The organism is Plesiomonas sp., assembly GCF_051650925.1.
GTDB lineage: Bacteria > Pseudomonadota > Gammaproteobacteria > Enterobacterales > CAMTGL01 > Plesiomonas.
Genome location: NZ_JBOFRH010000047.1, coordinates 1 through 13,510, shown reverse-complemented (window position 1 = coordinate 13,510; position 13,510 = coordinate 1). Strand labels below are relative to the sequence as shown.

Annotated in this window: 14 protein-coding genes and 1 other annotated feature; of the genes, 13 read left to right on the top strand and 1 reads right to left on the bottom strand. The window is 43.3% G+C overall.

Going from position 1 to position 13,510, the window contains the following annotated elements:
• The 12 genes from thrS to ACRC27_RS01165 all read left to right on the top strand — a co-directional run.
• On the top strand, window positions 1–1,785 hold a 1,785-nt coding region (thrS, locus tag ACRC27_RS01220), incomplete at its 5' end, for a threonine--tRNA ligase (RefSeq protein ID WP_438638948.1).
• Between the two features lie 4 nt (window positions 1,786–1,789).
• On the top strand, window positions 1,790–2,332 hold the full coding sequence (gene infC, locus ACRC27_RS01215; protein WP_438624235.1) for a translation initiation factor IF-3: 543 nt from the start codon (window positions 1,790–1,792) through the stop codon (window positions 2,330–2,332).
• A gap of 90 nt (window positions 2,333–2,422) precedes the next feature.
• A complete protein-coding gene (gene rpmI / locus ACRC27_RS01210) occupies window positions 2,423–2,620 on the top strand; it encodes a 50S ribosomal protein L35 (RefSeq protein WP_010863568.1) in 198 nt (65 codons plus the stop codon).
• A gap of 38 nt (window positions 2,621–2,658) precedes the next feature.
• On the top strand, window positions 2,659–3,015 hold the full coding sequence (gene rplT / locus ACRC27_RS01205) for a 50S ribosomal protein L20 (RefSeq protein WP_438624108.1): 357 nt from the start codon (window positions 2,659–2,661) through the stop codon (window positions 3,013–3,015).
• Between the two features lie 86 nt (window positions 3,016–3,101).
• Window positions 3,102–3,233: a sequence feature (Phe leader region), on the top strand.
• A 195-nt stretch (window positions 3,234–3,428) separates the two neighbouring features.
• Window positions 3,429–4,415, top strand: a complete 987-nt coding sequence (gene pheS / locus ACRC27_RS01200) for a phenylalanine--tRNA ligase subunit alpha (RefSeq protein WP_438621975.1) — start codon at window positions 3,429–3,431, stop codon at window positions 4,413–4,415.
• Between the two features lie 18 nt (window positions 4,416–4,433).
• A complete protein-coding gene (gene pheT, locus ACRC27_RS01195; RefSeq protein WP_438629622.1) occupies window positions 4,434–6,821 on the top strand; it encodes a phenylalanine--tRNA ligase subunit beta in 2,388 nt (795 codons plus the stop codon).
• 4 nt (window positions 6,822–6,825) lie between these two features.
• Entirely contained in the window at window positions 6,826–7,122 is a 297-nt protein-coding gene (gene ihfA / locus ACRC27_RS01190; protein WP_438621973.1) for an integration host factor subunit alpha, read from the top strand.
• A 229-nt stretch (window positions 7,123–7,351) separates the two neighbouring features.
• Window positions 7,352–8,389, top strand: a complete 1,038-nt coding sequence (gene astE / locus ACRC27_RS01185; protein WP_438621972.1) for a succinylglutamate desuccinylase — start codon at window positions 7,352–7,354, stop codon at window positions 8,387–8,389.
• Window positions 8,389–9,384: a vitamin B12 ABC transporter permease BtuC gene (gene btuC / locus ACRC27_RS01180; protein WP_438621971.1), complete on the top strand. Its 996-nt coding sequence runs from the start codon at window positions 8,389–8,391 to the stop codon at window positions 9,382–9,384. The genes astE and btuC overlap by 1 nt, the downstream gene beginning before the upstream one ends.
• A gap of 105 nt (window positions 9,385–9,489) precedes the next feature.
• Entirely contained in the window at window positions 9,490–10,251 is a 762-nt protein-coding gene (locus ACRC27_RS01175; protein WP_438638946.1) for a vitamin B12 ABC transporter ATP-binding protein BtuD, read from the top strand.
• A 103-nt stretch (window positions 10,252–10,354) separates the two neighbouring features.
• Window positions 10,355–10,846: an NlpC/P60 family protein gene (locus ACRC27_RS01170; RefSeq protein WP_438621969.1), complete on the top strand. Its 492-nt coding sequence runs from the start codon at window positions 10,355–10,357 to the stop codon at window positions 10,844–10,846.
• A 70-nt stretch (window positions 10,847–10,916) separates the two neighbouring features.
• Entirely contained in the window at window positions 10,917–11,189 is a 273-nt protein-coding gene (locus tag ACRC27_RS01165; RefSeq protein ID WP_438621968.1) for a DUF2960 domain-containing protein, read from the top strand.
• Between the two features lie 283 nt (window positions 11,190–11,472).
• On the opposite strand, the gene cspE is transcribed toward ACRC27_RS01165, so the two are convergent.
• Entirely contained in the window at window positions 11,473–11,682 is a 210-nt protein-coding gene (gene cspE / locus ACRC27_RS01160) for a transcription antiterminator/RNA stability regulator CspE (protein WP_438621967.1), read from the bottom strand.
• Window positions 11,683–12,391: 709 nt separating this feature from the next.
• On the opposite strand from cspE, the gene ACRC27_RS01155 reads away from it, so the two are divergent.
• Entirely contained in the window at window positions 12,392–13,024 is a 633-nt protein-coding gene (locus ACRC27_RS01155; protein WP_438621966.1) for a transglycosylase SLT domain-containing protein, read from the top strand.
• Window positions 13,025–13,510: the final 486 nt, after the last annotated feature.

Sequence of the window (13,510 nt, the reverse complement as noted above, 5' to 3'; positions counted from 1 at the left end):
GATCTGATCGAACAAGATGCGCACGTTGCTATTATTACGGCAAAAGATGACGCCGGTGTCGAAATTTTACGACACTCCTGCGCGCATCTGTTAGGTCATGCTATCAAGCAGTTGTGGCCAGACACCCGTATGGCAATCGGCCCTGTCATCGACCACGGTTTTTACTACGATGTGGATATTGACCGTACCTTAAGTCAGGAAGACTTAGATCAGCTTGAAAAGCGCATGCTTGAGCTGGCGAAAAAAGATTACGATGTCATCAAGAAAAAAGTGAGCTGGCAAGAAGCCCGTGACACTTTTGCTGCACGCGGTGAAAACTATAAAGTCGCCATTCTTGACGAAAATATTGCGCGTGATGACCAGCCGGGTCTGTATCACCACGAAGAGTACGTTGATATGTGCCGTGGCCCGCATGTTCCTAACATGCGTTTCTGCCACCACTTTAAACTGCAAAAAATTGCAGGTGCGTACTGGCGTGGCGATAGCAGCAATAAAATGCTGCAACGTATCTACGGCACCGCGTGGGCAGATAAGAAGCAACTGAGCGCTTATCTACAGCGTTTAGAAGAAGCGGCAAAACGTGACCACCGCAAAATCGGCAAGCAGCTTGACCTGTATCATATGCAGGAAGAAGCACCGGGCATGGTATTTTGGCACAATGATGGCTGGACTATCTTCCGTGAGCTAGAAGCGTTTGTTCGCATGAAACTGCGCGAATATGACTATCAAGAAGTCAAAGGCCCATTCATGATGGACCGCGTGCTGTGGGAGCGTTCAGGTCATTGGGAAAAATACGCTGAAGCAATGTTCACCACCTCATCAGAGAACCGTGAATACGCCATTAAGCCAATGAACTGCCCAGGCCACGTACAGATTTTCAACCAAGGTTTGAAATCTTACCGTGATCTGCCACTGCGCATGGCTGAATTTGGTTGCTGCCACCGTAATGAGCCATCAGGCTCACTGCATGGCCTAATGCGTGTACGCGGCTTTACCCAAGATGATGCCCATATTTTCTGTACTGAAGATCAAGTACAAGAAGAAGTAACCAATTGTATTAAAATGGTTTACGACGTCTACAGTACTTTCGGTTTCCAGAATATTGCAGTAAAATTATCAACACGTCCGGAAAAACGCATTGGTTCCGATGAAACATGGGACAAAGCAGAAGAGGGTCTGGCCGAAGCACTGCGTGCAAATGGCTTAGATTTTGATCTTCAACCGGGTGAGGGGGCATTTTATGGCCCTAAAATTGAATTTACTCTGCATGATTGTTTAGATCGTGCATGGCAATGTGGTACTATCCAGCTCGACTTTGCACTGCCAGGTCGTTTAAATGCCTCTTACGTTGGTGAAAATAACGAACGCCACGTACCAGTCATGATTCACCGTGCAATTTTGGGTTCACTCGAGCGTTTCATCGGTATCTTAATCGAAGAGTACGCAGGGTACTTCCCGTCATGGCTAGCACCGGTACAAGCGGTTATCATGAATATTACTGATAACCAAGCCGATTATGTACGCGAATTGACCGAAAAGCTGCAATCTGCAGGTCTGAGAGTAAAATCAGACTTGAGAAATGAGAAGATTGGCTTTAAAATCCGCGAACACACTTTACGGCGTGTACCGTATATGCTGGTTTGTGGCGATAAAGAAGTGGAAGGCGGCCAAGTCGCCGTACGCACCCGCCGCGGTAAAGACCTAGGCAGTATGAATGTTGACGAATTCATTGCTCATTTGAAGCAAGAAATTCGCAGCCGTAATTTGAATCTTTTAGAGGAATAAGCTTATTAAAGGCGCAAAACGAGTTCAACCGACGCGACCAAACCGTATTAACGAAGAGATTCGCGTCCGTGAAGTCCGTCTGATCGGCGTAGACGGCGAGCAAATCGGTGTTGTTAGCATCCTTGATGCTCGTGAAAAAGCAGCAGAAGCAGGCGTTGATCTAGTAGAGATCAGTCCTACAGCGGAGCCGCCAGTTTGTCGTATCATGGATTACGGCAAATTCCTTTATGAAAAGAGCAAGGCTGCGAAAGAGCAAAAGAAAAATCAAAAAGTTATTCAGGTTAAGGAAATTAAATTCCGTCCTGGTACAGATGAAGGCGACTATCAGGTCAAACTACGCAACCTGATTCGTTTTCTGGAAGAAGGCGATAAAGCTAAAATCACACTGCGTTTCCGTGGTCGTGAAATGGCTCACCAACAAATCGGTGTTGAAGTTCTTAACCGTATCCGTGACGACTTAGCAGAACTTGCTGTAGTTGAATCGTATCCGAGCCGAATTGAAGCACGTCAGATGATTATGGTGCTCGCACCTAAGAAGAAACAGTAAGGCATATACAAGTAGTTTATGTTGGCATTTCGATGCCAACATAGCTCGCCTAGCTGGTTCGTTTCAATTAACAATGCGGAGTAGATACTCATGCCAAAAATGAAAACCGTGCGCGGTGCCGCTAAGCGCTTTAAGAAAACTGCTTCTGGTGGTTTCAAGCGTAAGCAGTCTCACCTGCGTCATATCCTGACTAAGAAATCGACTACTCGTAAGCGTCACCTACGTCACAAGTCCATGGTTGCTAAGTCCGACCTGGTTCTGGTAGTAGCGTGTCTGCCGTACGCATAACATTTTTTTTTCAGGTTTAAGACGATTAGGAGATAACCATGGCTCGTGTGAAGCGTGGTGTGACTGCACGTGCACGTCACAAAAAAGTTCTGAAAGCAGCGAAAGGTTACTACGGTGCCCGTTCTCGCGTTTATCGTGTTGCTTTCCAAGCAGTAATTAAAGCAGGCCAATATGCTTACCGTGACCGCCGCCAGAAAAAGCGTGTGTTCCGTCAGCTGTGGATTGCACGTATTAACGCTGCAGCACGTCAGAACAGCATGTCTTACAGCCGTTTCATCAACGGTTTGAAGAAAGCTTCTATTGAAATCGATCGTAAGATCTTGGCTGATATCGCAGTATTCGACAAAGTAGCATTTGCTGCTCTGGTAGAAAAAGCGAAAGCAGCACTGGCATAAGCTAGTTCAATAGGTAAGGGAGGCATTGCCTCCCTTATTTTTTTACTTGAACGCGTTAACTGATACAGCCAATACATTACAGAATGACTTATTATTCCAGCATCATCTTTCGTTTCTTTTTTTGCTTTATCCCCCAATAAACAGGGAGGATTGCTTCGCGTTGAGAAAAGAAACGAAAGACGAATGCAAAAAGCCTCCCAACGGGAGGCTTTTTTGTTGGTTGATCGTGAATTTGACACAAATAATCACAGAACAACGCTCTAAAATGACACAGTATTAAAGACGGCAAATGCTGATTTGATCATGATATGGTATTAGCATTTGGTGAATAGACAGGAAAACGATAATATCCTTGTTTATTGATAGGTTACGGTTACGAGCAACTCCCTTTATGGGGTAATTGAGGAATACACATGCAACAGCAATTAGCAGAATTAGTTGCACAGGCTCAGGCCGCTATCGAGCACGCGAATGATATCGCCGCGCTAGATACCGTGCGTGTTGAGTTTCTGGGCAAAAAAGGGCACATGACCCTGCAAATGCAGTCTTTACGCAATGTTCCGGCAGAAGAACGTCCGGCAGCAGGTCAGGTGATCAACCTTGCTAAGCAGCAGGTTCAAGATGCGTTAAATGCCAAAAAAGAGTTGCTTGAATCAGCAGCCCTCAATGCTCGTTTAGCCGCTGAAACCATTGATGTTTCACTGCCGGGCCGTCGTATCGAGAACGGGGGCTTACACCCTGTGACACGTACCATCGAACGTATTGAAACTTTCTTCGGTGAGTTGGGTTTCAGCGTGGCTAATGGCCCCGAAATTGAAGATGATTTCCATAACTTCGATGCATTGAATATTCCAGGCCATCATCCGGCACGCGCGGATCATGATACATTCTGGTTTGATGCACGCCGCTTGCTACGTACGCAAACCTCTGGTGTGCAGATTCGTACTATGCAAAATGAAGAGCCACCAATCCGTATCATTGCCCCAGGCCGTGTTTACCGTAACGATTATGATCAAACCCACACACCAATGTTCCATCAGGTTGAAGGTTTAATGATCGATAAAAACATCAGTTTCACGCAGTTAAAAGGCATTTTACATGACTTCCTGCGTAATTATTTTGAAGAAGACCTGACCATTCGTTTCCGCCCGTCTTACTTCCCGTTTACCGAACCTTCTGCTGAAGTTGACGTTATGGGTAAAAATGGCAAGTGGTTAGAAGTGCTTGGTTGCGGCATGGTACACCCAAGTGTGCTGCGCAACGTAGGAATCGATCCTGAAGTGTATTCCGGTTTTGCATTTGGTATGGGCGTAGAGCGCTTAACCATGTTGCGTTACGGTGTCACTGATTTACGTTCTTTCTTTGAGAACGATCTGCGTTTCCTTAAGCAATTCAAATAATTTCGGGAGTCGAATACAATGAAATTCAGCGAATCTTGGCTGCGTGAGTGGGTCAATCCCGCAATTAGCACCGAAGAACTGTCAGAACAAATCACCATGGCCGGTCTGGAAGTTGATGCAGTTGAGCCAGTTGCCGGTGCATTTACCGGTGTTGTAGTAGGGCATGTGGTTGAGTGCGCACAGCACCCTGATGCTGATAAACTGCGCGTCACTAAAGTTGATGTGGGTAACAACACCATTATTGATATCGTCTGTGGCGCACCAAATTGCCGCCAAGGGCTGAAAGTCTGCTGTGCGACCGTAGGTGCAGTACTGCCAGGTGATTTCAAAATTAAGAAAGCCAAACTACGCGGGCAACCCTCTGAGGGCATGCTGTGTTCGTTTGATGAGCTGGCAATTCCGGTTGAATCTGACGGCATCATTGAGTTACCGGCTGATGCTCCGGTTGGTATGGATGTACGTGAATACCTGAAACTGAATGACAATGCTATTGAAATTGGCCTGACACCAAACCGTGCTGATTGCTTGGGTATGGCGGGTATCGCCCGTGAAGTGGGTGTACTGAACCGTTTACCGGTGACTGAACCTACCATTAACCCCATTGTTGCCAGCATTGAAAATGTGCTGCCAATTAAGGTGAATGCGCCTCAGGCTTGCCCACGCTATTTAGGCCGAGTCATCAAAGGGATTAACCTAAATACCGCAAGCCCATTATGGATGCAGGAAAAACTGCGCCGCTGTGGTATTCGCTCGATTGATCCGGTTGTTGATATCACCAACTATATGCTGCTTGAGATGGGGCAGCCGATGCACGCATTCGATGAAAGCAAAATCGATGGTGGCATTGTTGTACGTATGGCAGATGAAGGTGAAAAACTAACACTGCTTGATGGCAACGAAGTGACATTACGCAGCGATACGCTGGTTGTTGCCGATCATAAACAACCATTGGCAATGGCCGGTATTTTTGGCGGTGAGTTTTCAGGCGTTACGGCGGATACACAAAATGTGCTGCTTGAGTGTGCTTTCTTTAGCCCTCTGAGCATTACAGGCCGAGCACGTGCTTATGGCTTGCATACTGACTCATCACACCGTTTTGAACGCGGTGTTGATCACGCGATGCAGTATAAAGCGCTAGAGCGTGCGACAGCATTGCTGCTTGAGATTTGCGGTGGTGAAGCCGGCCCAGTGATTGATGTGACTTCTGCAAGCAATTTGCCGCAGGCTGCAACGATTACGTTACGACGTCACAAATTAGATTCATTGATTGGCTATGTTATTGAAGATGATGTAGTTACTGATATTTTAACCCGTTTGGGTTGTCAGGTTAGCAAGATAGCAGAAGGCTGGACGGCCGTTGCGCCATCTTGGCGTTTTGATATGGAAATTGAAGAAGACTTGGTCGAAGAAGTGGCCCGTATCTTCGGTTACAACAATATTCCAAATGAAGCTCCGCTGGCTGAGTTGCGTATGAATGACCATAAAGAGTCAAACTTACCACTTAAGCGAGTCAAAGCAGCCTTAGTGGATTGTGGTTATCAGGAAGCTATTACCTACAGCTTTGTTGATCCGAAAGTTCAGGCATTATTGCATCCGAATGAAGAAGCAATGATTTTGCCAAACCCAATTTCCGTTGAAATGTCGGCAATGCGTTTGTCACTGTGGTCCGGTTTACTGGGTGCTGCGGTGTACAACCAAAACCGTCAGCAACCTCGTGTTCGCTTGTTCGAAAGTGGTTTGCGCTTTATTCCTGATGCTACAGCAGAGAATGGTGTGCGCCAAGAAACCATGCTGGCAGGTTTAATTACCGGAAACCGCAGTGGGGAGCATTGGGCTCAGGAAAGTAAAACAGTCGACTTTTTTGACCTAAAAGGGGATTTGGAAGCAGTTCTCGAGCTGACAGGCCGTTTGGCTGATATTAAATTCCAAACGACATCTAACCCGGCTCTGCATCCTGGACAAAGCGCTGCACTATTTTTAGATGGCGAGCAAATTGGTCTGATTGGTGCGTTGCACCCAGAACTTGAGCGCAAGCTTGATCTGAATGGCCGTACTATGCTGTTTGAAGTGCAGTGGGACAAGATCTCTCAGCGCATGATCGCCTCAGCACAGAGTATTTCACGTTTCCCTGCGAACCGTCGAGATATCGCTATTGTGGTAGATGAAGCAGTTTCTGCACAAAATATTGTTGATGAATGTCAGAAAGTTGGCGGAAATCAGTTAGTTGGCGTAAACTTATTTGACGTGTACCGTGGAAAGGGTGTAAATGATGGTTGTAAGAGCTTGGCCGTGAGCTTAGTTCTGCAAGACACTTCCCGTACACTGGAAGAAGAGGAAATCGCTAACGCTGTGTCGAACATAGTGGAAGCGTTAAAAGTAAGATTTCATGCATCCTTGAGGGACTAAATCTATGGCACTCACCAAAGCCGAAATGGCAGAGAATCTGTTTGAAAGCCTCGGACTCAGTAAGCGAGATGCCAAGGATCTGGTTGAAGCGTTTTTCGAGGAAATCAGAAAGGCTTTGGAGAATGGCGAACAGATTAAGCTGTCTGGTTTCGGAAACTTTGAGCTTCGTGATAAAAACCAGCGACCTGGGCGTAATCCGAAAACCGGTGAAGATATTCCGATTACAGCCCGTCGGGTTGTAACCTTTAAGCCGGGGCAAAAATTAAAAGCACGTGTCGAAGGCACTGATGTAAAAGAGTAGATACTCTGAGTTGCGTGTATATTGCGCGCATCTCTGCTCTTTTTTTAGCACGCCTATTTTCAGGGCTGATTATTCAGCCGCCGTGCTATTTATCCCTAAAAGGCTACCGTATTTATGGTAGCCTTTTTTAATCGTTCTTTAAGGCCGATATTTTTACTCAATATCGTTCTGCGCTAGGATGGCGAAAATTGAGTAGTGAGAAATTTGGCGACATCAACGGAGGTTTTTTATGCGACTTGTTGAGTTGTTAAATGGTGACTTTTTAAGTCTTTCATTAGCACATGAGTGGCACTTATCCACCAGTGAGTTTACGTTAAATAACGGTACAAAAGTCTCTATCTGGGATACCGGTGTCATCATCTTTTCTCCTCAAACTCACTCTGACCGAGATATTATTTTGTCATGTGGTATACATGGCAATGAAACTGCGCCTATTGAGCTGTTATCTGATTTAGTTCAGACTTTACTGCTTGAAAAGTGGCAAGTGAGTCAGCGGGTGATGTTTATTTTTGGTAACCCCGCAGCAATTAATGCCAATGTGCGTGAAATTCGCGATAACTTAAACCGGTTATTCAGTGGTGCGCATCTTGGTGGTCGATCACGTGAACGTGATCGGGCGGCAAAACTCGAAGCTTATGTTGATCGTTTTTTTCGTGAAGGCGGGGCGACTCGAGCACGTTATCACTATGATTTTCATACTGCTTTACGCAGCTCACTGTATGAAAAATTTGCCATTTATCCCTATTTACATGGGGCTACCCACAATTTAGAACAATTGGCTTTTTTATCTGCATGTGGCATTAAAACCGCTGTACTGATGAATACCCCGACCACCACGTTCAGTTATTTTTCAAGTAAAGAGTTTGCAGCTCATGCATTTACCCTTGAACTTGGAAAGGCAGCCCCCTTTGGGCAAAATGATCCTCATACATTAACGTTACTGCGCGCACAATTGATAAGCTTTTGTAGTCAGGTAAATTATGTATGGCCACAATCAGTTACAGACGTAAAGTTATTTGCTGTCTACCGTGAGATCCGCCGTAATAGTGATGACTTTCGCTTTCTCTTTTTGGATGACTTACCCAATTTTTCACCCTTTCAGCAAGGTGACCATTTTGCTGTTGATGGTGAAATAAACTACTACATTGAGCAGCCACATGAGACGATTATTTTCCCTAACCTTAATGTTGCGATTGGGCAGCGAGCATGTTTGACCGCAGTACCCATTTCTATTCCTTCGCTTCTACATAATAATTTGAAATCTTAATGTCTTTTTATCCCTTAATTGAATTGCAACATCGCCGCTGCCGCCATAAGATTTTTGTGATGAGCGCTCTTTTATTATTGATGATGCTGTTCAGTCTGGTAGCTGGAGAGCAGTGGTTGTGGCCTGCACAGTGGAATACGCCCATTGCGCAAATGCTGGTTTTTGAACTGCGCTTACCCCGCATGATTGCTGCATTGTGTGTTGGCGGTGCATTAGCCATTGCCGGAGCATCAATGCAAAATTTATTTGCAAACCCCTTGGCTGAACCCGGATTGCTCGGGCTATCAAATGGTTCGGGAGTTTTGTTGGTTATTGTCATGTGGTGGTTTCATGGTTTCCCCCCAATTTGGCTAGTTAGCCTATTGGCAATTGTTGGGGCACTGGTTATTACCCTATTTTTGTTGTGGCTTGCACACGCAAAACGGCTGAACAATGCGCGGCTATTATTAATGGGGGTCGCTTTTAGCATTTTAAGCGGTGCAATGATGACATGGATGGTATACCTAAGTGATGATTTGAGCTTACGCCAGTTAATGTACTGGATGATGGGCAGTTTCAGTGGGATCAGCTGGGAGCAGCTAGTGATGCTACCTCTGTTATTACTGCCAGTAGCTTGGTTACTTCGGCAATCTGCCTCATTTAATTTACTCTTGTTAGGGGAGTCATCTGCAAGACAATTAGGCTTAAATATCCGGTGGTTACGTGGTTTTCTTGTTGTTGCTGTTGCCTTTATTGTAGGAACAAGTGTTGCGTTGGCTGGTGTGATAAGTTTTGTTGGTTTAATTATTCCCCATTTACTGCGTCTTGCCGGTTTCACTGATCAACGCTATTTATTACCTGCCTGTTTTATTGGTGGCGGAATGGCTTTGGTATTTGCTGATTTATTAGCTCGGCTATCATTAAATGCGGCAGAGCTACCAGTAGGTGTGGTGACGGCGAGTATTGGTGCTCCATTGTTTGTGTGGATGTTACTCAACCAGATGACAACTGACTAAATTATGTATAGCTCAAAGGCAACCCATTGTTTTCTATTTATTTTATGAATCACTCATATGCATGACTTATGTTGAACATGTGAGTTTCATATCAATAGGCCTCCTATGTTAACGTTGTTGGATATTAGCCTGAATAGGCGTTTACAGCAGATTTCGGGTCAAATAGAGCCCCATAAAATCACCCATTTGATCGGCCCCAATGGTGCAGGAAAAAGTACGTTACTTGCAGTGATGGCCGGTATGTTAATGCCTGAAAAAGGCTGCGTTTGTTATACCTATAACCAAAAAAACTGCGACATATCCACACTTTCATTACGTGAATTAACGGGGATTAGAGGTTTTTTATCCCAACAACAGTTTCCTGCTATGGATATTCCGGTCTTTCAGTATATTTATGCACATTATCAAGGCGTTGCATCACCAGATGTAGAAGCTGTCATTATTATGCTAACTGAACGGTTATTATTAGCCGATAAATTACAGCGCCGGATATCACAACTCTCAGGTGGAGAGTGGCAACGGGTTCGCTTAGTCTCTATTCTTTTACAAGTCTGGCCAAGTATTAACACTACCGTTAGCATGCTATTTTTAGATGAGCCGATGACTGCGTTGGATGTGGCTCATCAGGTTATAGTGAATGATTTGCTGAAAATCTTAAAAAGCAAAGGGTTAACGATTGTTATGACGGGGCATGATCTTAATCATACTCTCTGCAATGCTGATCAGGTGTGGATCATACAAGAGGGCATGCGTGTTGCTTGTGGTGATACGGGTACGGTGATGACTGAGCAACAATTATCATCAACCTATGGTGTACCTTTCAAACGTATCACGGTTGAAGGGCGAGAGGTATTGCTAACACCATAATTGAGAGTGGCACTCGGGCTGGAGATGTGACAGCGTCACTAATGATTGAGCCTATCCTCCGGCATCAAACCTATTTTTAAAACTATAATAACGGTAGTTACTTATGATAAGGATATTTTCATTTCGCTTTGTTGGTTTGATGGCCTTAATATTATTATTAGCCGCTTGTTCGTCTACGCCTGCAAAAAAGAGCTCATCGATTAAAGGTTCACTGGGTGATCCCATTATGGTGATTGCAGCACTGCATGAGCAGCTTGATGACTGGTACGGAGCGCCTTATCACTTAGGTGGAATGACAAAGCGAGGTGTCGATTGTTCTGGTTTTGTTTCGGTAACATTTAAAGATCGCTTTGCGCTTGGCCTTCCACGAACTACATCAGAACAAGCACGTAAAGGTGCTAAAGTCACAAAAAGCGAGCTTCAACCAGGGGATCTTGTTTTCTTCCGCACGGGAAGAGGGCCGAATGGGTTGCACGTAGGTATTTACGCTGATAATGATAGTTTCATTCATGCGTCAACATCTTCTGGTGTAGTGAAATCATCTATGAATAATCAATACTGGCGGCAGGTGTATTGGCAATCTCGTAGGTTGTAGCACCAGATAAACGCAATACTGTACTCAGAGAGAATTTCCAGTATAGTGAGCGCTTTTTTAGGAGGCCTTAATGGCACGCAGAATCGTTTATACCTTTAAAGGAAAATCTAAAGAGATCCCTTTTGCTTACACTCAGTACCACGATATGTATGAAGCAGTAGCTAAAGCAGAAGGCATTGATTTAAAAGCATTTATCATGATGGAACAGCAGGTTGCTGCAACATCTAAAGGCTCTAAGGCAGTGAAAGATTTTCGACATAACTATTTTCTGACACTCGGATTTACTGCCATCACATTTGTTAAAGATGAGAAAGAAGAGCAGGGTATTGCTGGTAAAGCATAATAAGAGAGAATAACAGCAGATTACCAAGCGAACGCGTGTTAATTGCAGATAACAATACAGCATCCTCAATGGGTGCTTTTTTTTCATCAAACACATCAGGGATAACGGGTTTAAAAATAGATAAATAAAACAAAGTAGAGTAGAGAGAGTGCTTTAGTCACAGCAATTGAATTGAGAATACAGTAATTAGGGTAGGAGAGAGAATCAATAGACATAAAAAAAGCATCCCTAAGGATGCTTTTTTGCTTTTAATCAGACCGAAGTCTAACTAAAGAAGGCTCAATTACAGCTTGATTACGTTAGCTGCTTGAGGACCTTTCTGACCTTGTTCAACGTCAAAAGAAACCTTTTGACCTTCAGCCAGAGTTTTGAAGCCTTCGCTCATGATAGCACGGAAGTGAACGAATACGTCAGCGCCGCCGTTATCTTGAGTGATGAAGCCAAAACCTTTCTCTTCGTTGAACCACTTAACGGTACCAGTAGATTTAGACATTTTAGTCTCCTGAAAATCTTTTATTTAAAGTTAAACATTACGCATAGCGCGTTCTAGCCAGAATAAAGAAATATTTATGATGACCAATTGAACGAAAATCTTCAGGACAACTACTAACAAAGTTAAGCGGTGTAGCGAAGCGTTCAGAATCAAATTGTTGCATAAATAAGGTCTGCTTTACAGGCCGGAATGGATATTACCACAGATTAGCCTCTTGTACATACTTATTTGCTTGGTTTTCATAAATTTTTCGTAAACTCAAAACTAACAACAGAACGTTGTAATGCGCACTGCCGTTTGATTATAGCTTATAATCTACTGACATACACAAGTCATTAATGAAATTTCGTGATAAAAGGCCAATAAGCGGCATTTATTTAGAAAAATAGGTGATTTGGTTAGCATATAAGAAGGCGATTCAGGTGTTTTGGCTATTTTACAACCATACTTTTGGCCTGTATTTTACCTAGAAAGAGAAGGTGAGCCGTAAACAAAATTGTTCATGCGTGAAAAATACACTAATTTAGTGTGCACTTTCTTGTGTAATGTACACCCCATTAGAAAAGTTACCGTGGCGGCCAAATACGATAATGATCAGAATAACTGATCTAGTTCACATTTTAATCATTTGCATTGCAAAGTATAATGCATAGATTGTTATTATTTTCTTTCAAAATTTTCGTTCACCCTGAGTATTAATGTATTACTTATGAATAAACCACGTTATTGGTTTGTTTTGATCTTGTTCACGCTTGTTCTTGCAGGCTGTAGCAGTTCAGGCAAACGCCCTTCAAAGCAACCGAACTATGAGCATACTACCCTTAGCCCACAGGCTAAGATCTACATGCCTTCAATAAAAAAATCATCGCGCCGTTACGGTGTTGATGAGAAGCTGGTTACTGCATTGATACAAGTTGAGTCGAGTTTTAATCCCAATGCAATCAGCCGTTCAAATGCGATCGGTTTAATGCAAATTAAACGTGAGACAGCAGGGCGCGAAGTGTTCCGTGTTTATAAAAACAGCTCAGGTATGCCGACAAAAGGTTATTTACTTAATCCAGCCAATAATATTGATGTTGGTACAGCTTATTTGAGTATTTTGCGTGATAGGCAACTAGCAGGTATTCGGCACCCGAAAAGCATGCATTACGCAATGATGGCTGCTTACAGTAATGGTGCTGGCGCATTGCTGCGATCATTTCATCCTGACAAAAAGAAAGCACTGCAAAAAATTAATCGCATGAGCCCTGAGCAAGTTTATCGTTATATAAATACTCAGCATAATGACCAACAAGCCAGGCGTTATATCTACAAGTTAAACTCGGTCTATAATGCGATTTAGTCAGTATAGTTAATATTAATATACTCACAAAGTGTATTTGAAAATATCACCGTGATCTTATATCACGGTTTTTTTTCGTCTTAAACCTATTGAATTGCTCAATTCATGCGATAAGATAATCAAATCGATTTTTTGTGCCGGTCTAAAATTTCTCGGGGATATAATCAGCTATTTTTTAGTTGCATAGCCATTTCAATTTGAATTAGCTATTGATTGATTGCTTTATGAGCGGCTTTAGTTATGGTCATTGATGATGGTTAGTTATAATTATAATAGACGCGTGAAATTTAAAATTTTAATATTGGGATTTTATTGGAGTAATATATATTCAATGCATTATCAACCATGTAGTACTGGTTTTATATTAAATAACCGTGAGCATTAATTGCAATATATCTAATAATCTCACATCCAATGGTATTAATATCAAACATATTTCCTTTTTTTAAAGTCAGGTTTACTATAAAGGACAATATTGCATCTATG